The 19,576-nt window shown below is 53.8% G+C and carries 22 protein-coding genes; 10 read left to right on the top strand and 12 right to left on the bottom strand.

The features are described 5' to 3' along the window. Nucleotides 1–67: 67 nt before the first annotated feature. The gene (locus tag ACZ5BW_RS11060; protein WP_464539875.1) at nucleotides 68–1,042 is read left to right on the top strand and encodes a sigma 54-interacting transcriptional regulator; all 975 of its coding nucleotides are present in this window, start codon (nucleotides 68–70) and stop codon (nucleotides 1,040–1,042) included. Between the two features lie 87 nt (nucleotides 1,043–1,129). Here the strand turns inward: ACZ5BW_RS11060 and zapD are convergent, their stop codons facing one another. The 5 genes from zapD to ACZ5BW_RS11085 form a co-directional block, all read right to left on the bottom strand. Then, nucleotides 1,130–1,891, bottom strand: a complete 762-nt coding sequence (gene zapD / locus ACZ5BW_RS11065; RefSeq protein WP_464539878.1) for a cell division protein ZapD — start codon at nucleotides 1,889–1,891, stop codon at nucleotides 1,130–1,132. Nucleotides 1,892–2,020: 129 nt separating this feature from the next. Then, nucleotides 2,021–2,623: a dephospho-CoA kinase gene (gene coaE / locus ACZ5BW_RS11070; protein ID WP_464539881.1), complete on the bottom strand. Its 603-nt coding sequence runs from the start codon at nucleotides 2,621–2,623 to the stop codon at nucleotides 2,021–2,023. Between the two features lie 5 nt (nucleotides 2,624–2,628). Continuing rightward, complete coding sequence (locus tag ACZ5BW_RS11075; protein WP_464539884.1) at nucleotides 2,629–3,552, bottom strand: prepilin peptidase; 924 nt, start codon at nucleotides 3,550–3,552, stop codon at nucleotides 2,629–2,631. Between the two features lie 20 nt (nucleotides 3,553–3,572). Beyond that, nucleotides 3,573–4,871, bottom strand: a complete 1,299-nt coding sequence (locus tag ACZ5BW_RS11080; protein ID WP_464543695.1) for an HlyC/CorC family transporter — start codon at nucleotides 4,869–4,871, stop codon at nucleotides 3,573–3,575. 140 nt (nucleotides 4,872–5,011) lie between these two features. After that, entirely contained in the window at nucleotides 5,012–5,842 is an 831-nt protein-coding gene (locus ACZ5BW_RS11085) for a cytochrome C assembly family protein (protein WP_464539887.1), read from the bottom strand. Nucleotides 5,843–6,186: 344 nt separating this feature from the next. Here ACZ5BW_RS11085 and ffh point away from each other — a divergent pair, with 344 nt between their 5' ends. After that, nucleotides 6,187–7,536, top strand: a complete 1,350-nt coding sequence (gene ffh / locus ACZ5BW_RS11090; RefSeq protein WP_464539890.1) for a signal recognition particle protein — start codon at nucleotides 6,187–6,189, stop codon at nucleotides 7,534–7,536. 218 nt (nucleotides 7,537–7,754) lie between these two features. On the opposite strand, the gene ACZ5BW_RS11095 is transcribed toward ffh, so the two are convergent. From ACZ5BW_RS11095 to coaBC, 3 genes are read right to left on the bottom strand one after another with little or no spacing between them, the layout of a single operon-like run. Beyond that, complete coding sequence (locus ACZ5BW_RS11095) at nucleotides 7,755–8,186, bottom strand: DUF192 domain-containing protein (RefSeq protein WP_464539893.1); 432 nt, start codon at nucleotides 8,184–8,186, stop codon at nucleotides 7,755–7,757. After that, a complete protein-coding gene (gene dut / locus ACZ5BW_RS11100; protein ID WP_464539896.1) occupies nucleotides 8,186–8,635 on the bottom strand; it encodes a dUTP diphosphatase in 450 nt (149 codons plus the stop codon). The genes ACZ5BW_RS11095 and dut overlap by 1 nt, the downstream gene beginning before the upstream one ends. After that, on the bottom strand, nucleotides 8,623–9,849 hold the full coding sequence (coaBC, locus tag ACZ5BW_RS11105) for a bifunctional phosphopantothenoylcysteine decarboxylase/phosphopantothenate--cysteine ligase CoaBC (protein WP_464539899.1): 1,227 nt from the start codon (nucleotides 9,847–9,849) through the stop codon (nucleotides 8,623–8,625). The genes dut and coaBC overlap by 13 nt, the downstream gene beginning before the upstream one ends. A 159-nt stretch (nucleotides 9,850–10,008) precedes the next feature. Here coaBC and radC point away from each other — a divergent pair, with 159 nt between their 5' ends. The 3 genes from radC to rpmG all read left to right on the top strand — a co-directional run bounded on the left by radC (nucleotide 10,009) and on the right by rpmG (nucleotide 11,237). Then, complete coding sequence (radC, locus tag ACZ5BW_RS11110) at nucleotides 10,009–10,683, top strand: RadC family protein (protein WP_464539902.1); 675 nt, start codon at nucleotides 10,009–10,011, stop codon at nucleotides 10,681–10,683. 63 nt (nucleotides 10,684–10,746) lie between these two features. Beyond that, a complete protein-coding gene (gene rpmB / locus ACZ5BW_RS11115) occupies nucleotides 10,747–10,983 on the top strand; it encodes a 50S ribosomal protein L28 (RefSeq protein WP_074744918.1) in 237 nt (78 codons plus the stop codon). A gap of 98 nt (nucleotides 10,984–11,081) precedes the next feature. Next, nucleotides 11,082–11,237 carry a 50S ribosomal protein L33 gene (gene rpmG, locus ACZ5BW_RS11120; protein WP_011381442.1) on the top strand — a complete coding sequence of 52 codons (156 nt, stop codon included), beginning with the start codon at nucleotides 11,082–11,084 and terminating at the stop codon, nucleotides 11,235–11,237. 174 nt (nucleotides 11,238–11,411) lie between these two features. On the opposite strand, the gene ACZ5BW_RS11125 is transcribed toward rpmG, so the two are convergent. The 4 genes from ACZ5BW_RS11125 to ACZ5BW_RS11140 all read right to left on the bottom strand — a co-directional run bounded on the left by ACZ5BW_RS11125 (nucleotide 11,412) and on the right by ACZ5BW_RS11140 (nucleotide 15,216). Then, nucleotides 11,412–12,581 (bottom strand): DesA family fatty acid desaturase, encoded by a 1,170-nt coding sequence (locus ACZ5BW_RS11125; protein ID WP_464539907.1) that lies wholly within the window; start codon nucleotides 12,579–12,581, stop codon nucleotides 11,412–11,414. A gap of 221 nt (nucleotides 12,582–12,802) precedes the next feature. Continuing rightward, nucleotides 12,803–13,396: a cysteine hydrolase family protein gene (locus ACZ5BW_RS11130; RefSeq protein WP_464539909.1), complete on the bottom strand. Its 594-nt coding sequence runs from the start codon at nucleotides 13,394–13,396 to the stop codon at nucleotides 12,803–12,805. A 16-nt stretch (nucleotides 13,397–13,412) separates the two neighbouring features. Beyond that, on the bottom strand, nucleotides 13,413–13,880 hold the full coding sequence (locus tag ACZ5BW_RS11135; protein ID WP_464539911.1) for a DUF2269 family protein: 468 nt from the start codon (nucleotides 13,878–13,880) through the stop codon (nucleotides 13,413–13,415). Between the two features lie 16 nt (nucleotides 13,881–13,896). Next, on the bottom strand, nucleotides 13,897–15,216 hold the full coding sequence (locus ACZ5BW_RS11140; protein WP_464539913.1) for an NAD(P)H-binding protein: 1,320 nt from the start codon (nucleotides 15,214–15,216) through the stop codon (nucleotides 13,897–13,899). Between the two features lie 106 nt (nucleotides 15,217–15,322). Between ACZ5BW_RS11140 and ACZ5BW_RS11145 the strand changes: the two genes are divergently transcribed. From ACZ5BW_RS11145 to ACZ5BW_RS11165, 5 genes are all read left to right on the top strand, one after another. Further along, nucleotides 15,323–15,898 carry a hypothetical protein gene (locus ACZ5BW_RS11145; RefSeq protein ID WP_464539916.1) on the top strand — a complete coding sequence of 192 codons (576 nt, stop codon included), beginning with the start codon at nucleotides 15,323–15,325 and terminating at the stop codon, nucleotides 15,896–15,898. Nucleotides 15,899–16,132: 234 nt separating this feature from the next. Further along, nucleotides 16,133–16,648 carry a DUF421 domain-containing protein gene (locus ACZ5BW_RS11150; protein WP_464539919.1) on the top strand — a complete coding sequence of 172 codons (516 nt, stop codon included), beginning with the start codon at nucleotides 16,133–16,135 and terminating at the stop codon, nucleotides 16,646–16,648. Between the two features lie 27 nt (nucleotides 16,649–16,675). Then, a complete protein-coding gene (locus tag ACZ5BW_RS11155) occupies nucleotides 16,676–17,485 on the top strand; it encodes an inositol monophosphatase family protein (RefSeq protein WP_464539921.1) in 810 nt (269 codons plus the stop codon). Nucleotides 17,486–17,592: 107 nt separating this feature from the next. Next, nucleotides 17,593–18,009 (top strand): hypothetical protein, encoded by a 417-nt coding sequence (locus ACZ5BW_RS11160; RefSeq protein WP_464539924.1) that lies wholly within the window; start codon nucleotides 17,593–17,595, stop codon nucleotides 18,007–18,009. Between the two features lie 283 nt (nucleotides 18,010–18,292). Next, nucleotides 18,293–19,453: a zinc-dependent alcohol dehydrogenase gene (locus ACZ5BW_RS11165; protein ID WP_464539926.1), complete on the top strand. Its 1,161-nt coding sequence runs from the start codon at nucleotides 18,293–18,295 to the stop codon at nucleotides 19,451–19,453. The last annotated feature ends 123 nt before the right edge of the window (nucleotides 19,454–19,576 follow it).

A 19,576-nucleotide genomic window follows, 5' to 3' on the forward strand; every position in this document is an offset into this window, starting at 1 on the left:
TCCACACGGCTTTTTGGATCTCTTACGTAAGAATTGATTAATCTTCCCGCCTCCAGGTGCAGAGAACATGATTGGACAATCCCCTGCCTTCGCAAAAGTTACCCAACTCATTGAGAAAATTGCAGGTTGCGACGCACCTGTTCTTATCGAAGGCGAAACAGGCACAGGAAAAGAACTGGCCGCACGAGCAATTCACGACAGCAGCCCGAGGCGAGACGGACCGTTTGTGCCGATAAATTGTGGCGCCATCCCGGATACCCTGATTGAAAACGAACTGTTCGGACACGAACAAAGCTCCTATACCGGGGCGCAATCGAAACGCCCGGACCTGATTGCGCATGCGCAGTCCGGCACACTGTTCCTGGATGAAGTGGATGCGTTATCTCCCAAAGCGCAGGTTACTCTGCTGCGACTTTTCCAGGATCAGAAGTACTTTCCACTGGGAGGCGGTAGAGCGCGCCCTGCAAACGTGAGAATGATTATTGCCAGTAACAGAAATTTGGGGCACTTGGCCGAGAAAGGCGAATTCCGGCTTGATCTTCTGTTTCGCCTTAAAATCATGTATCTCACCCTGCCGCCGCTCTGTGAACGTCAAGGTGACGCGGTTCTGTTAGCAGATTACTTCCTGCGCGAATGCTCCGCGCGTTTTAACCGCGGCAACAAAACCTTACATCCAAATACTGTCGCATGGTTTGATAAATACAGTTGGCCCGGGAATATACGGGAACTGGAAAATCTGATTTATCGGGAGTATCTTCTCGCCGACGAATCTGTCATAAATATCGCATCGCTCGTGCCCACAGTAGTCGAACGGCGATCGGGGTTTGACCGCCGCCTCCCTGAATTGAACGGCTTGAGCTTCACCGAGGCCAAAAACCGCGCCATAGCAGCTTTTGAACAATATTACCTTGCCGAAGCCATGGTCAAAGCGCAAGGTAACGTGACGAGAGCTGCGAGCCTTGTCGGAAAAGATCGCCGCGCGTTTGGGAAATTACTGAAAAAGCATAGTATGAGCAAGAACAAACTCTTTCTGGGACACTGATTCCCCTGCGCGCACCCCTGGCAGGAAAGCAGCCATGAACAATAGCGCGCCTGAAAAGCGAAGAAATGGATAGAGAATCCATTTCTCCTAAAGAGTACAGGAAGTCAAGTCGAACTCCACATCTTCTTCGTATATCCTGGTTTTCTGTCTGGAGCTGGAAACAACGAAGCGAATGGTCAGGGCAAATTTGTGCGCGCTGATCTCAGGAACACAGGGCAGGCTCTCGTCCAGCTTGAGGGATAGCAGATGCGCTGTCTTCCCCGCTCCCATCTGCTGGAACATGCCCTTGTTTGCGGTGTGGTTTTCTGTTTTCCCGGTGTCCCGCAGCAGATGCAAAAGGATACGAAAACTTTTCTCGACTGGCAGCAGCGGGGCGACCCATTCATTGAGGTCACTTCGCCGCACTTCCGGGTCGAGATGCAGCCAGTAGCGATATGAAGGCAAATCAAATTCGCACGCCCCTCCGGGTATGCCGACGCGCTGCTTTATGCCCATCAGCCACTCGTTATCGCGCATGTGTTCTCCGATTTTTCCGGCAACGGTCCGCAGGTCCTGGGAGGAGGTCTGAATATCATCCACCATCTGATCCAGATCCAGCTCGCCTTCCTGGTTCTCCGGGCTTTTACGCAGCAATTCCAGCGCCTGCTTCTGCCGTTCCAATTCCTGCAGCAGTTCCGACTTCATGTCGGTGCGACCTGTCACGTCGAGTATCTCGAACAGGGTGAGAAGTGCGGCATGGTGATCATAGGGCTCTTCCTGGGCAGAAAAGGACATTACCTTGTCAAACAAGTCCTCCAGACGCAGGAGCGTGCGGACGCGTTCGTTGAGAGGGTGTTCGTAACGGATCACGGATAGAGGCCAAGAACAGAGAACGGCGACTGACTGTAGATAGGCATTGTTCCAAATTCTTATTCTAGCAGCCAAATCGGTAGGCAACAAATGTGAAGCCTTTGCAGGAAACCTGCTTGCCTGTGGAAATCAATCTCCCTGAGCCAGCGTCATATATTTCTTGTGCAAAGCCCGTACCTGCCGCTCGAGACTGGGAAGGTCGGCATCGTTGACAATCACATCATCCGCCTGCCCCAGCCGTTCATCGCGCGAAACCTGCGCAGCCATAATGGCCCGCACTGACTGCTCATGCATTCCACTGCGCGCAGTGGCACGGCTGATCTGCACATCTTCACTGCAATCCACCACCAGAACGCGCTGGACTATTCCCCGATAGTGGCCGGTCTCAAGCAGCAGCGGAACCACGACTATCAGGTAGGGCGCCTGAGCAAGTCCTACTCTCCGCGACACTTCGTCCCGGATGAGCGGGTGAAGAATAGTCTCCAGTTTGCGACGCGCGTCCGTGTCATTGAACACGAGGTTACGCATTTCCTTGCGATTCAGCGCTCCCTCCGCTGTGATATATTTCTCCCCGAACACTTGCCGGATAGCGGAAATGCTTTCACCTCCCGGCTGTGTGAGTTCATGGGCAATCTCGTCGGTATCGATCACACCGGCGCCGAGCACGGAAAAAATATTGGCAGCACTGGTTTTACCGCTGCCAATGCCCCCGGTCAAGCCGATTACCAACATGGGGACTAAAACAATCCCAGGTAAGCGCTGTTGATCTCGCTTCCCCAAAGCAGCGCCACGATTCCTCCACACACCAGATAAGGCCCGAACGGAATAGGGACATGACGTCCCTGCTTTGCTATCAGCATCAGGCCAAGCCCTGCCATGCTTCCCGCGATAGATGAAAACAGAATCACCAGGGGCAGCATTTGCCATCCCAGCCAGGCGCCAATGACAGCCAGCAACTTGAAGTCCCCATAACCCATTCCCTCCCTGCCGGTCAGGAGTTTATAGCCCCAATACACCGACCACAGGGCAAGATACCCCACCATGGCGCCAATCACAGCAGAATGAATATCTGCAAAACCACTGTCCAGATTGATCAATAACCCCCCCCATAACAGGGGCATGGTGATGTCATTGGGCAGCAGTTGAGTATCCAGGTCGATGAAAGCAAGCGCAATCATGGTCCAAACAAGCGCAAGCGCCGCAAAAGCGATGACCCCATAACCAAAATGCCAGGCGACAAGGCCGCTCAGGACCGCGGTTAACGCTTCCACCACCGGGTAGCGCATGGAAATGGCGGTGCGGCACTGCGAGCAGCGCCCTCTCAACGCGACATAACTGATGAGTGGAATATTTTCGAGCGCCGTAATCCTGTGCCCACAATTGGGACAAGTGGAAGGCGGCGTAATGAGATTGAAAGCCGGCCCCGCAACAAAGATTTCATGCGGCAGAGTTTCATGCGGTTCGTGTGCCTGCTCCGTTCCGTTTGCTCCAGCGGCCAGTTCGGCGTGCAGTTCGGCGCACTGCTGCCGCCATTCCCGCTCCAGCATTCTCGGCAGCCGGTAGATAACCACATTCAAAAAACTGCCGACAATCAGACCAATGAGAGCGCAGAACGAGACAAAGAACGCCGGAGAGTGTTGCAGCACGGAGATAAATGACATCTAAAAGGCATCCCCGGGAATTACGGTTCCACGTCGAAGTCGGGGACCTTCTCCTCGATCGGCACTAATGGGGGAAAGATTCGTACCACTTTTACCACGCGATCCTGCGTCTGGATGATTTCCATGGGATAACCGGCGATTTTCACGCTGGTGCCGGCTTCAGGAATGTCCTGGAAATATTCGAGAATGAGTCCGTTCAACGTCTTGGGGCCGCCCAGAGGCAGGTTCCAGCCAAGCTTGCGGTTGAGGTCGCGCAGCAGGCTGCTGCCTTCCACGATTACACTGCCGTCTTCCTGTTTCAGGAAGTTCCCAGCCTGGGAAGGTGCATGAGTGGTGAATTCTCCGATGATTTCTTCGACAATATCCTCCAGTGTCACCAGGCCCATCCATTCTCCATATTCGTCCACGATCAGGCCGACGCGCTCGCGGTTTTCCTGGAATAATTGCAATTGCGAAAACAGGGGTGTTCCGGAGGGAATGAAGTAAGGTTCGCGCATGATTTTCTCCAGCGTCGCAGCGGTGATTTCCTCGCTTCTCATCTGGTTGAGCACCTTGCGCACATGGATTATTCCAGTAACATCATCCATCGTACCGCGGTATACCGGCAGACGTGTGTGATAACACGTGAGCAGCTGATCCCGGATGCTCTCATCGTCGTCTTCGAGGTCTATCGCCTCGATCTGGCCGCGCGGCACCATGACGTCGTCAACCGTGACATTCTCGAGTTCGAACAGGTTGAGCAGCATGCTCTGGTGTTTTTGCCGGATGAACTGGCCTGCTTCCAGCACGAGTGTCTTGAGTTCCTCAAGGCTGATTTTCTGGGTCGGATCCTCGGCCTGCGGTTTCAGGCGCAGGAGGATAAGCAGCGCCTTCACAAACAGGTTGATGAACCATACCACAGGCGAGAAGACTTTCAGTAGTGGCGTCAACACATAGCTTGAAGCCAGGGCAATACGCTCGGGATAGGCGGCGGCGACAACTTTCGGGGTGATTTCACTGAATACCAGAATGGCGAAGGTTACCCCTACCGTTCCAATAAAAAGAGCTCCGTCGCTATGGCCGAAAAAAATGGATACAATCACCGCAACCAGGGTAGCCGCCGCCGCATTCAGTAAATTATTGCCGAGCAGAATCACTCCCAGAAGGCGGTCTGTATTCAGCAACAGCTGGCTGGTGAGACGCGCCCCGTGATTGCCTTCTTTTGCAAGATGCTTCAACCGGTAACGGTTGATTGCCATCATGCTGGTTTCGGAAAGAGAAAAAAATGCGGATAAAATCAACAGAACAGCCAGTGCTGCCAGCAGCACATACCACGGCATGTCTTCCAAGAAAAAGCCTTTCTGCAAGTAGACAAAAACTCAGGACTGGAAGAAGGCAGAATAATAACTGGAAATTTCATTCCCGGATTTCCATGCACTTTTTCCACCCCAACTATACCTGTTTTATGATACAGGTGCTGCTAGCGCTGCAGGATCACTTCCAGTACAAATTTGCTGCCGAGATAAGCCAGCAGGAGAATGATGAATCCACTCAGCGTCCAGCGAATGGCAATGCGGCCACGCCAGCCGTATAACTGTCTGCCTACCAGCAGCGCTGCGAACACGCACCATGAGATGATGCCGAACAGAGTTTTGTGCGTGAATTTGAGGGGTTGCCCGAAGACCTCTTCCGAGAAGACGATACCGCTGATGAGCGTGAGCGTGAGTAGTATGAACCCCACCCAGATGACGCGAAACAGCAGGTTTTCCATGGTCAGCAGTGGCGGCATGTTGGTAAGTACCGCGGGCAAGGTCGGGTGGTGATGCAACCGCCGCTCCACCACTGCCATGAGCAACGCATGCAGTGCGGCAATGGTCAGCAGGCTGTAAGCCAGCATGGCAATCGAGATATGCGCCTTGAAAGCAGGGAACTCGGTATTGGCCAGGGGACGCAGGGAAGGAAATGCCAGCGGCAGCAGTACCGCCACGGCCGCAACCGGGGCGACCAGTGTTTGCAACCCCTCCAGCCGATAAAAAAATCCGGATAGCCAGTAGATCATGGCGGTGAGCCATACGATGGAAGAAACCGCGCTGCCCACGCCGAAATTCAATCCTACCCCTGCAAACACCGATTCATACAATGTATAGCCGTGCAATACCAGGGGCGCGACAATGACATACCGTTCCCATCCCGCAGTGGCAACCTCACGGCCCGCTGACCTTGCGGGAACATTCCACTGGGTGCGCCAGAAGTGCCAGCCGATCAGTGCATAGAGCAGGAAGGCAGCGAGATAGGCTAAAATATCGGACATTGATATTGCAGATTAAATGAAACCCTCAGTGAAGGAACCGCTGAACAAATCCTCGCAGGCGCGACGGTGGCTTTGCGGGATGAGATGCGCGAAAGGTGACGACGCGAATGGTTGACCCCCTTCGCTAGGAGCCTGACAAAGCAGATCACTCGCAAAGCTCCGTCCCATTCGGGTTGCAGCAAAATCGGGCGCTCACTTTGTTGCGCTCCTTGGCATCGTAGTCCAAGCTACGACCTTCGTCGCGCGCCTTGCGATCATCCCGATATTGACAGCAACGCGCTCTGTGAAGGATTTATTCAGCGGTTCCTTAAGTCTACACCAATTTTTCCAGAGAGGCATTTTGCATGTTTGACAATCTTACCAGTCGGCTTTCAGGTGTCATCAAGACTTTGCGGGGTGAAGCACGACTGACCGAAACCAATATACAGGAAGCGTTGCGGGAAGTGCGCATGGCGCTGCTGGAAGCTGACGTCGCTCTGCCGGTGGTCAAGGAATTTATTGCGCGGGTAAAGGAAAAAGCAGTCGGCCAGGAAGTAATCGGCAGTCTTACCCCAGGACAGGCATTGGTGGGCGTAGTCCATCAGGAACTGATCGCCCTCATGGGAGGCCAGAAAGCAGATGTCAACCTTGCCACTGTCCCGCCCGCAGTGATTCTCATGGCGGGATTGCAAGGCGCCGGAAAAACCACGAGCAGCGGAAAGCTGGCGAAGTGGCTGATGGAACAAAAAAAGAAAAAAGTGTTGCTTGTCTCCTGCGATACCTACCGGCCAGCCGCCATTCAGCAACTGGAACTGCTGGCGCGACAAACGGGTGCCGAGTTCTTTCCGGTTCAAGCGGGACAGCAGCCGAAAGAGATCGCCGCCGCTGCACTTAATTTCGCACGCCGGCACTTCCATGATGTGATGATCGTGGATACGGCCGGACGCCTCGCCATCGACGAAGCAATGATGGCAGAAATTCGCCAGCTGGAAACATTGCTGAAGCCCGTCGAAACCTTGTTCGTGGTGGATGCCATGCAAGGACAGGATGCTGTCAACACCGCCAAGGCATTTTCCGAAGCACTGCCCCTGACGGGCGTAATACTGACAAAGCTGGATGGAGATGCGCGGGGCGGGGCGGCGCTTTCCGTGCTTCACGTAACGGGGAAACCAATCAAATTCGCTGGTGTCGCTGAAAAGCTGACCGGATTGGAGCCGTTCCATCCTGACCGCATGGCCTCACGGATTCTGGGAATGGGCGATGTACTGGGACTGATCGAGGAAGCCCAGCGCGGCGTGGATCAGCAGGAGGCCGAGAAACTCGCCAAAAAGATGAAATCGGGCAAAAGTTTCGACCTGAACGATTTCAAGATGCAGTTTGAACAAATGAGAAACATGGGCGGCATGGGTGCACTGATGGACAAATTGCCAGCTCAATTGAGCCAGGCTGCCCAGAATGTGAAAGTCGATGACAAAGCGATTGGCCGCACCGAGGGCATCATCAATTCCATGACTCCCCAGGAACGTCTCAAGCCGGAAATCCTCAAGGCCTCGCGCAAGCGCCGCATTGCTGCTGGGGCAGGTGTCACGGTACAGGAGGTGAATCGGCTGCTGGCGCAGTTCGAGCAGGCGCAAAAAATGATGAAAATGATGAATAAGGGGGGCATGACGAAAATGCTGCGAAGCATGAAGGGAATGCTGCCCGGCATGCGCTAAAGGAACCGATGAACAAGCGCGAGGGCTGCGAGAGATACCGGCGTCCCCTTGTTGAATCGGCGAGCAGTCGTCGAGCAACCGGTACAAACGTCATACCAGCGGAAGCCGGTATGACGTTCAAAACGCCATTATTGGTTTGGGCTGGATTCCGGTTTACTGGATTCCGGGGCAGGCCCGGAATGACGGGATTCATAGTATTTTCTGGCCGGATCAATAGATCATTCCGCTGACGGCACTTTTTCGAGACCTTCGATTCGCCGGCCCGGCTTGATGTTTCTTGCGGCAAACCAGCCGAGATTCATCTCGAGCGCATATTTTGCCGCACCAGCTGAGCTATGCGCCGTGGCGGTGCGCGGCATCATGTCGGCAATGTTAAGAATAACGCCCTTTTCATCCAGGAAAGCAACACTCAAGGGGATGTCCGTATTCATCATCCACATGCTGTAGCGTTCAGGGTGAGAAAACACGAACAGCATTCCGTCGTTTTCACCCAGGGATTGTCGAAACATCAATCCCTGGACCCGGGCAGGCTCCGTATGCGCCACTTCAACCGAAAAAGTGTGGTGGGATATCCTGAGCTGGCGTACCGGCATTTCTGCCCTGCCTGGCGCCGATAAAAGAAAAACGAGAATAAAGGCGAAGATGCGCATCAGTGCTTCCCGGTACTGCCAAATCCGTTCGCTCCCCGCTCGCTTTGCTCGAAGTCATTCACTACGTTGAAACCAACCTGCACGACGGGTACCACTACGAGTTGCGCAATGCGCTCCATCGGGTTCAGCAGGAAAGGCGCTTGCCCTCGATTCCAGCACGATACGAATATCTGTCCCTGGTAATCTGAATCGATCAATCCCACCAGATTTCCCATCACAATGCCATGCTTGTGGCCAAGGCCGGAGCGAGGGAGCACTAGTGCGGCGAGCTCGGGGTCGGCCAAGTGCATCGCAATTCCGGTGGGGATAAGGTGAGCTTCTCCAGGCTGAATCGTCATAACATGCTCGATGCAGGCTCGCAAGTCGAGGCCGGCGGAACCGGAGGTCGCATAGGCGGGCAAATGGCCTTTCAGGCGCGGATCGAGAATCTTGATATCTATTTTTTGCATGAATTAAAATTCTGCCATTTATCATAAAGCGATACTGCGTGCTCGATGAGGCGTCGCGCCTGGTTGATTTTCGGTGATTTCGGTAAGGGGTGCTTGCCAGAATCATCGAAGAGCGTCAACGCAACTTCCTCCGCGCCTATCGCCTCCTGGGCGAGATTGGCAGCAAGAAGTGGAAGCTTTTTCCGGCGGCGCTTGGCTTCGGCATTCTCTTCCAGATTTTGAGTCTCCGCAGCAAAACCGATGCAAAACGGCGGATCGGGCAGATTTGCCACGTATTCAAGAATATCGGGATTGGGAACAAGCTCCAACATGATATTCCTGTCGTTTTTTTTCGTTTTGTGTTCGCTGGCGCTTTTGGGACGATAGTCGGCCACGGCAGCGACGCTTATAAAAAAATCGGCGTGTGAAACTTCGCTTTTTACGGCCACCAGCATATCCTGCGCGCTTGTCACTCTGACAAGCCGGGCAGCAGGTGGCGCTTCCAGGCACACGGGGCCAGATATGAGGACTACTTCCGCTCCTGCCTCGGCTGCAGCACGCGCCACTGCGTAACCCATTTTGCCGGAACTCGAATTGGTTATGCCCCGAACTGCATCGATCGCTTCGAACGTAGGTCCGGCAGTGATGAGTACGCGCTTGGCCTTCAGCGGTTTGGGCTGAAAAAAAGCGTGCACCGCTTCTGCGAGCTCATGCGCGTCGAGCATGCATCCCATGCCGGTTTCGCCACACGCCTGCACTCCGCTGGCAGGACCCAGCACTGTCACCCCATCCCTGCGCAACGTCTCGAGATTGCGACGGGTGGCGGAATTCTCCCACATCTGCCGATTCATTGCGGGAGCAATCAGCAAGGGGCAGGCGCGCGCAAGGCATAATGTGGAGAGCAGATCATCCGCAAGGCCATGGGCAACCTTGGCAATAAAGTCGGCGCTGGCGGGCGCAATGACAATTGCATCGACGTTGCGTGAAAGGTCGATATGAGCCATGTTGTTGGCTACGCTGGCATCCCACAGCTCGGTAAATACGGGCCTGCCGGTCAGGGCCTGTAGCGTTGCGGTGCCGACAAAACGGCAGGCTGAAGCCGTCATGACTGCCTGCACCTCCACATCACCACTTATCAAAAGGCGCGCCAGTTCCGCCGCCTTATATGCCGCAACTCCCCCAGTCAACCCCAAAAGCACGCGCTTTGCCTCAGGCGTGATCCTGCCAGTCTCCAACCAAATCACTCCAAAAAAAACAGGAGTCTAACCCAAAACTTCCAAAACTCGCATCGCTTTACGAAACGATATGTTCTTCAACTACAGTTTTTTGGCGAACTGACGTTTAAGCTCAGGAACCTCTGAACAACTCCTCGCTACATTGCTACATTTATTATTATGCCGATTTCAGATTGGCCCGAAGCCGAGCGTCCGCGGGAAAAACTCCTGAAGAATGGGCCCGCATACCTTTCCGATGCAGAACTGCTGGCGATATTCCTGCGTACGGGCATCGCCGGCAAGAGCGCTGTGGATCTGGCAAGAGAACTGCTCAAACGTTTCAAGGGCTTGACCGGGCTCTTTGCCGCAGACCAAAGCGCGTTCTGCCAGATGCCGGGAATGGGTCCTGCGAAGTTCGCGCAGTTGCAGGCAGTGCTGGAAATGACGCGCCGCACGCTGGAAGAAGAACTGAAAAGCAGCGATGCGATGAATTCGCCAGGGTCTGTGGGAGCCTATTTGCGCCTCAGCCTCGAAGGGAAGGAGCACGAGGTCTTCGTGAGCATTTTTCTCGATGCGCGGAATCGGGTCATTGCAACCGAAGAACTGTTCCAGGGCACCCTTACACAGACCAGCGTTTACCCACGTGAAGTGGTAAAACGGGCACTCCATCATAATGCCGCGGCTGTGATCTTTGCACATAATCATCCTTCGGGGGCGGCTGAGCCAAGTCACGCAGATGAGGTTCTCACGCAATCCCTGAAGCAGGCACTTCTGCTCGTCGGTGTGAGAGTGCTGGATCATTTTATTGTTGGAAGGGGCGCGACCATGTCGTTTGCCGAACGAGGATTGATTTGATTTGAGGAAATTCTGAAAATCGGGATATAATATTCGTTTTTCCGCTTTCGGACAGGATCAATCATGGCACGAGTATGTGAAGTTACCGGGAAGAAGCCCATGACCGGCCACCACGTTTCCCACGCGAACAACAAAACAAAGCGGCGTTTTTTGCCCAATCTGCAACGCCGCCGCTTCTGGGTTGAGAGTGAGCGTCGCTGGATCAGCCTGCGCGTGTCCAATGAAGCGCTTCGTACCATTGACAAGAATGGCATCGATGCAGTGCTGGCTGAAATGCGCGCACGCCGCGACAGCATCTAAGAGTTTAAAGCGCATTCAAGGACACATTCAGTCGGCAACTTGACCTGTATCGATAAGGTAGCGACAAGGTAATCTAAGGACAAGATAAGGACATTACCATGAGAGAAAAAATAAAGCTCGAATCCTCGGCGGGAACGGGCCATTTCTACACCACAACCAAGAACAAGCGCACCACTCCGGAAAAAATCGAAATTACCAAATTCGATCCGGTTGCGCGCAAGCACGTCAAGTACAAGGAAACCAAGCTCAAATAGATTTCCTCGCACCGAGATCAGGGGAGCCCTGGAAGAAGTATTGTAAAAATATAAGCTCAAGAAAATATAGGCTCCAAAACAGGAAACCCGCCATTTGGCGGGCTTCCTGTTTTGGAGCCTATGAATTGAGCTCTAATTGAGCTCTACGTAATTTTTCTTAAGCTTTAGAAAGCTTTAAGCATAGCAGCGCAATCTGCGGGAGAAATTCTGCAGCACTTCGATGCCGCTTTCCTCGGCGCGGTGACACCAGTCTTCCAGCTGTTTGACCAGCTCATCCTTGGATGAAGTGGAGCGCTGCCACACTGTTATCAATTCCTCACGCATTTTGTAAACCTTATCCAGCGTGCTCGTCTTGCTCAGCACCAGATTGAGCTTCGCCCGCTCGTCTTCCTGCAGGGTCTTGGAGTCCGCAAGCACCCAGCGCTTGAGTGTGGAACGGTCAACGCCAAGATTTGTCGCCGCTTCTTTCAGATGGTCAATTTCCTTTGCCAGCGTCTGTTTGAGAGACTGGGCATATTTTGCCAGTACTTCGTAGCGATGGGAAATGACGGCTTGCAGTGTATCTGCGTCACACTCCGTCTTTGCGGCATCGAGGCGCAGTTTCGGCGCCACCTTCTTCACCTGCGCCAGCCCCATCCACTGGAGAATGCAAATGTACATCCAGCCGATGTCGAATTCATACCACTTGTTGGATAAGCGCGCGGAAGTGGCATAAGCGTGGTGGTTATTGTGCAGCTCCTCTCCGCCAATGAGAATTCCCCAGGGAACGATATTCGTGCTCGCGTCTTCAGCCTGAAAATTGCGGTAGCCCCAGTAATGCCCTACCCCATTGATCACGCCCGCAGCCATGATGGGCGCCCATGCCATCTGGATGGCCCAGATGGTAAGGCCGATCGGCCCGAACAGGATGACATCGATGATCAGCATCAGGGCCACACCTTTGCGGCTGTGCCTGTCATAGATATTCCGCTCCAGCCAGTCATCCGGCGTACCATGGCCGTATCTTTCCATGGTTTCCATGTTTTCGGCTTCTGCGCGATAGAGCTCCGATCCCTCCCTCAGCACCTTGGCGATCCCGACTATTTGCGGACTGTGGGGATCATCGACAGTTTCACACTTGGCGTGATGCTTCCGGTGTATTGCTGTCCACTCCTTGGTGACCATCCCGGTCGTGAGCCACAGCCAGAAGCGGAAAAAATGACTCGGCAAGGGATGAAGATCCAGTGAGCGATGAGCTTGATGACGATGCAGAAAGATTGTGATACTGGCTATGGTTATATGAGTAAGGCCGAGGATAACGGCGATATAACCCCACCATGGCAAGTCGATAAGACCGAGAGTCATTGTTTGCGACCTTTAGAGTAAGTACGGAGAGAAGCGGTAATTGCCGGAAAGAAGGGATACTGAAATTTATAGCTAAACGAACGGTTAGTCAAGAAATTATGTGCCTTCCGGAAGCTCGAAGGAGCCCGGGAAAACGGGGGCGGGAAGCACCGGATTGCAGCGACGCGGGAGAGCGTGGACGGCAAGAAATGGGATTCTTCCCGGAGACAATCCCAGCTTATTTATCGACTATTATCAACCAGTAATTGTTCCAGATCGATGCGGACTGATTCCGCCGTGGCAGCCTTTAACGTTCGTCGCATCTGGCCCAGGGCGTCTGTATGTCTGCTTTTGCTTATCGCTGCGCAGCAGTCGGAAGGAATGTGGATCTCAAAACCGCGCAGATAGGCATCGTTGGCGGTAAACAGCACGCAGGAATCCGTGGTAAGGCCGCAAAGGATGAGCTTTTTCGCATGCAGGCTCTGGAGCAGAAGATCCAGAGGCGTCTGGAAAAAGCCCGAATGCCTCGGCTTGAGGACAAAGTAATCGTCCTGTTGAGGAGCAAGCTCACGGGCAATCGGAGCTCCGCAGACACCGTCTTCTACACAACGCGACACGAGATGTTTGAAATCGGATTGCCATTGTCCGAAGTTGTCGTTCACGTATAGACAGGCAATGCCGAGTTTCTTGGCTTTAGCTTTAAGGGACGAGATGTTTCGCGCCATTGGCGCCGCGTATTCAACGAGATGTTGTCCGCTCTCGAATTCCAGATCATTAATGACATCGATTAAAAGAAGTGCAACGGGGCATTCATGAAGCACGCAGCTATCTTTCATTGCTCAGAACCGCTGTTCATATCGGCTTGGCCACCATCAGGTAAAATACAGCAACCAGTGCAACAAACGCGGGAATACCCAATCCGATCCAGAACCGGAAGTACTGCCAGTACAAAGGCGGCAGTTCGTCCTTTCTGTTGCTCGCATCGGCAGCGAGCCGGTGCATCCGTATCTGGAGCCATACCACCGGAAGCCAGCAAGCTCCCGCGATCAGGTATAAAACTGTCGACCACATTACCCATCTGCTGGTCACGGGAATTTCTGCCAGGTAGACGAGATAAAAACCTGTAAGCGGCTGAATGACGATGGTCGTCGCCGTGAATATCCAGTCAGCGGTAACGACATTTCTGGTAACCGCAGCAGCAATGGCGGAGTCGCGCGTCAGGCTCGCCGAAAACATATAAAAGGCTGTGCCTATGCCCGTACCGAACAGCAATGTCGATGAAAGGATGTGCAGCCACTTTACAATAATGTAGTCGTTCACTGCCCCTCCAACTCGATCATCGTTTCTCCAATTCGTACAGCAACAGGATGACTGCAAGGATGGGCAGATTTTTTATCAACGGACCGAAGGGATGCAGCCAGAACTCGGGGAGAAAAAGAGTGATGGCAACCATATAGATGCCAATCAGGGTGACCTGAGCTATCCAGAGTAACCGGCGGTTGCGGAGAAAAAGGGTTCCGAACCCAAAGGCAATATCCATTGCAGCGGCACCGTAAAGCGCTATTGGCGCAAGACTGCCGGTAATTCCCACACGGCCAAGCAAAACATAGCTTTCTTCTACCGGATAAATTCCCATCGATACCGCACCTGCCACAAACCACACTGCTGCCAATGACACACGCAGCACGATCTGCAGCCAGCCAAGGAGCGCCGACAAGCGCAGGGCCTTCACTTCCCACTTTGAGGCAAATTCCCGTACAGGCCGGGGATTGCGACCGAGCAGCGCACCCGTCCTGGCAGGATCGGCGATGTTCCCCCGCTGAAGCATCTGCCATGTTTCCAGGTCCAGCAAACCCTTCCCGAGCCGCTGGCTTAACTGACCTAAGCGGCGCGCACTGAACTCGACAAATCCGGCAGGGACCGGCAGAAACCTGGCAGGCCCCAACCCCATCAAATGCCGCAGTTCACGCAGATAGTCTCGAAAGGTGATGGGTTCCGGCCCTACCAGAGGGATACGCTGGCCAAGATATCGATCGGTTTCGACGAGCATCACCACGGCTTGCGTCAGGTCGTCAATATGAATCGGTTGTATCCGCTGATCTCCCGGTCCGGGCAGCGGAATAACCGGCAGGCTCGCAATGAGGTTGAACAGTTGCGCGCTTGTCCCACCCGGCCCGTATACGAGCGATGGCTGTACGACCACACTCTTGTTCCTCTTGTTCTGAGGGGCAAGCAATGCATCATCTGCGGCTTTCTTGCTGAGGTGATACCGGCTGCGCGCATTCTCGTCCGCACCAAGCGCGGATATCTGCAAGACCTTCACATTTGCTTCCTGGCAAGCCGCAAATAGCGCCCTTGGGGCAAGGTCATGCAATGCCAGGAAGGTTTGGCTCCCATGCTCCCGCAATATTCCAACCGCATTTATCATCACATCGATGCCGGCAAGGCGTTTTTTCCAGACCTCCATATCGAAATCGCGCGTAAAATCTGCCGCGATATAAGTAAGCTGAGATTCCTTCGAATCCCTTATATCCCTTATATCCTCCGGTTGGCCTCGCCGGGTGGCACATACGATTCTGTGTCCCGCAGCAGCCAATGCCACAACCAGATGGCTGCCGATGAAGCCGGAAGCGCCGGTAATCAAAATGGTGGACATATCAGATAATCAGATATACTGGAATTAAGATTGTATAGACAGATCGGGTTTTTTCGCGCGGGATTTTCATATCTTTATAGAATGGAAATAAAGTATGGGATCAGTCATGACTGATCCTGAAAAAACCTGGAGCAGCGCAATTCTTAACGGCCTCGTTTCCGGTACTGTGGCGAGCGTTGTGTCGACCGTTGCGCTTTCGATCCTCGGCAAGGCTGAATTGGGTAAGTCTGCCGCCCCTGTCAATGGACCCAGTCAATGGATATGGGGAAGACATGCGCCTTATCAAGATGACTTCAGCCTCCGATACACGCTTATCGGCTATGCGATACATCACGCCGCATCCGTATTCTGGGCAATCGGGTATGAAAAGCTTCGTCAGCAACTCCCGCCTGCTGAAAGCACTGCAGCCGTGCTTGCTCCGGCTGTCGCAACAACCCTCGCGGCTTATGTCGTCGATTTTCACTTTACACCGAAACGACTGACGCCGGGATTTGAGCACCGACTTTCCCAGCGTTCCCTGCTTATCGTCTATGGAACCTTCGCGCTCGGATTAGCCGCAACTGTCCTGTTCGTTCGGAAATCTCCCCGCCGAGGGTATACCGCAAGCGCCGCAAGCAAATTTGCATCGCCGACAAACGCCGCCCGCAGAAAGTCAGGCATCCCTGCATTCAGGAAACACTGAAGCCGTTTTCCCAATCCCTGGCAACAGGGCCAGCAGCAATTCATGCCGGACTGTTACCACTCTACCCCAATGGCAGAGGCTCGGAATGTACGTTATCGCACTGAGGCCACCCAAGCGATTCCCTATATTCATTGCAGGTTTCCTATCTGTCACCGTCGGAATGCGCAGTGAACTCATCTCGCTGCCACATTCGCTTCTGACCCGCACCCAAAGTTCCCTGATCAAAGCAAAGGCATGGTTGATTGGTCTCGTCTTTTTGGTTTTTCCGTAAATCCCGCCGAAATCATTCTGCGAGGAACAGTCATCTACTGGTTCATCTTTTTGCTGTTCCGGCTGATACTTCACCGCGATGTAGGCGCCATTGCCATTGCCGATGTCATGCTGCTTGTCCTGATCGCGGATGCGGCCAGTAACGGCATGTCCGGGAATTACGATTCCATCACGGATGGCTGCCTCCTTATTGCTACCCTTGCCGGCTGGAATTATCTTCTGGACTTGCTGAGCTTTCATTTTCCCGCCATCCGCCGCATCGTTCAGCCGCCTCCACTGGCTCTCATACAAAATGGCAAAATCCAGCGTAAAGCGATGCGCAGGGAACTGATCACTGTCGAAGAACTAGAATCCAAATTACGGGAACAGGGTATCGAGGATTTAAGGGAGGTAAAAATTGCGTATCTTGAAGAAGACGGCGAAATCAGCGTGTTGCTGCACGATGGCAGGGGGAGCGGAACTCCCACCGGGCAAGCATAAAAGTAAAAAGATCGTACAGAAAACCTGATGGATCAAGAGGAAGCGTTAGAGTTCGCCCAACACCTGGCTGATGTGTCCCGATCCATCGCGCTACGATATTTTCGTACTTTGCTGGATATCCGCTGGAAGGAAGACTCGAGCCCCGTGACGATTGCAGATTGCAAGATTGAAAGCACGCTGCGTAGCGCAATACGTGATCGATATCCGGACCATGGCGTTATCGGGGAAGAATATGACTGCACTCCTGGCGGACGCTATAGCTGGATCCTGGACCCGATTGACGGGACGAAGAGCTTTACAATGGGAAATCCGCTGTTCGGGACACTCATTGGCCTGCTGGATGCCGGTCAACCTATCGCCGGATTGGTCGATCTTCCTGCGATGGGAGAGCGGTGGGGTGGAACGGGCAGAAGGGCAATATTCACGGATGGGATCAGCAATGGCCAGGCGAATGTCAGCGGCTGTCGCTCCATTGGCGCAGCTCGGCTTTATATCACGACCCCGCCAGGAGCCGATTCTGATGAGAAATATGCAGGGATCGAGACGTTGTACCGCGTCGCCGCCATCACTCGTCCTGTTTGCGACTGCTATGCATACGGCTTGCTCGCCTCCGGCTATTGTGACCTGGTGGTCGAGGACAATCTGGAACCTTGCGATTACCTGCCACTTATACCGATAATTAACGGTGCGGGCGGACAGATTACAGACTGGACAGGAAAACCCCTCACCTTGAATTCGGATGGACGAGTCATTGCCGCTTCCACTGAGCACCTACTGGAAGCGGCAATAGAAGTGCTTCACAACTCGCTCGCGGTAGCGGATTCAGTCACCGGGTAGTTCTCTGGTGCTGTTAGTGCGATTCCGCACCGAAAATCATGTCTTCCTTAAATAGAATCCCGTTTTCGATCGGTCGGTTATTTCCTGAAACCATTATGGGAGCAGCCATGAAACCTTCAAAATTTGTGACTCAATCCTTCCTGGCGGGCACATTTTTCCTGGCGCCAGTGGCAATTCATGCGCAGATTGCGCCGGGGCCGGGAGGCTCCATCGTCGGACAACCGCCCGGCCAGGGAATGACGCCGGGGAGCGGTTACATCATCGGACAGCCACCTCCCCCACCTACCATGCCGCCGAAACCCTCGATGAGGCAAAACGATTCCACACCGCCACCGCTCGCCCCCGGACAGATCGGCCCGGTACAGTCCGGCCCTCCCCCAAGCGGCCTGATGAGCGGACGCGACCCGATGCAGGAAAGACTCAATCGTAATATTCGGGAAGGGGCGGACCTAGATCGAAACGGAATAATAAGCCCGGAAGAAGCCAGCGAGATACCGCCAGAAGCGCCACTCCCGAGATATTGAATCCGACCAGGAAATACTATGAATCTCGTCATTCCGGGCCTGACCCGGAATCCAGCAAACCGGAATCCAGCCCTAACCAATAATGGCGTGCTTTGAACGTCACTGGATACCGGCTTCCGTCGGTATGACATTTATACTATTTACTCGCTGAATTAATAATACTATTTGCTCACCGGATCAATAACGAGGTAACAAGGCGAGTCTGAGTCGAGGATTACGAAGTCCAGGGGTCAGACTTGCCTTTTTCCTTTAAAACAGCCAATTCCCCTCAAGGAGAAGTCAGATGCGCGCAGTCACCTATCATGGAAGCTACGACGTTCGCGTGGATACCGTACCTGACCCGATACTTCAGGAACCGGACGACATTGTCCTGAAGATTACGGCCACCGCGATCTGCGGCTCGGACTTGCACCTGTATCGGGGGAAAATGCCGGAGCTCAAGAATGGCGACATACTCGGCCATGAGTTTATGGGAACAGTCGTTGATGCCGGCTCCGAGGTGACGACGTTGAAAAAAGACGACCGGGTGGTGGTCCCCTTCGTTATCGCCTGCGGACAATGCTTCTTCTGCGAGAGGCAATTATATGCCGCTTGTGAAACGACCAATCCGGATCGGGGAGCAATCATGAACAGAAAAAACGTACGTTCAGGTGCTGCCTTTTTTGGCTATACCCACCTCTATGGGGGGGTGCCCGGAGGGCAGGCTGAATATGTACGAGTGCCGAAGGCAAACGTGGGACCAATCAAGATCCCCGAAACGCTTCCGGATGAGAAAGTCCTGTTCCTGAGTGATATTTTACCGACCGGCTATCGGGCTGTTCTGAATGCAGATATAGGCCCAGGTTCCAGCGTAGCGATTTTTGGCGCGGGTCCAGTGGGATTGATGTCGGCGGCTTGCGCGCGGCTTCTTGGGGCGGAAACAATTTTCATGGTCGACCATCATCCGTATCGACTCGAATTCGCTCGCCAAACATATGACATACTTCCCATCAATTTCGATGAAGTCGATCCTGCTGAGGTCATTGTCGAGAAAACTTCTTACAGAGGTGTCGATGCGGCCATCGATGCAATAGGATTTGAAGCCAAAGGCAGCGCACTCGAGACCGTCATGACCAACCTGAAACTGGAAGGCAGCAGCGGCGGGGCCTTGCGCCAATGCATCGCAGCAGTAAGGCGGGGCGGCACGATCAGCGTGCCAGGAGTGTATGCAGGTTTTATCCATGCCTTCCTTTTCGGTGATGCTTTCGAGAAAGGCCTGACCTTCAGAATGGGGCAAACTCATGTCCAGCGCTTCCTCCCCGAACTGCTGGAACATATCGAATCCGGAAAGCTGCAACCGGATGTCATCATCAGTCATCGGATGTCACTTGCTGAAGCAGCTACCGCATATAAAATCTTCGAAAAAAAGGAAGACGACTGCCGCAAGGTTGTCTTGACGCCCTGACACCCACACGTCGAAGAGCTACACGCTCCCGTGTCCTGAGCCTTCGTCCCCGTTCACCCTGACCTGAGTCTGTTGAAGGTCAAACAGCTCAGGACCCTTGGGCAGACTCAGGACAGGCCCGTC

Source organism: Nitrosospira sp. TNL300 (assembly GCF_055385915.1).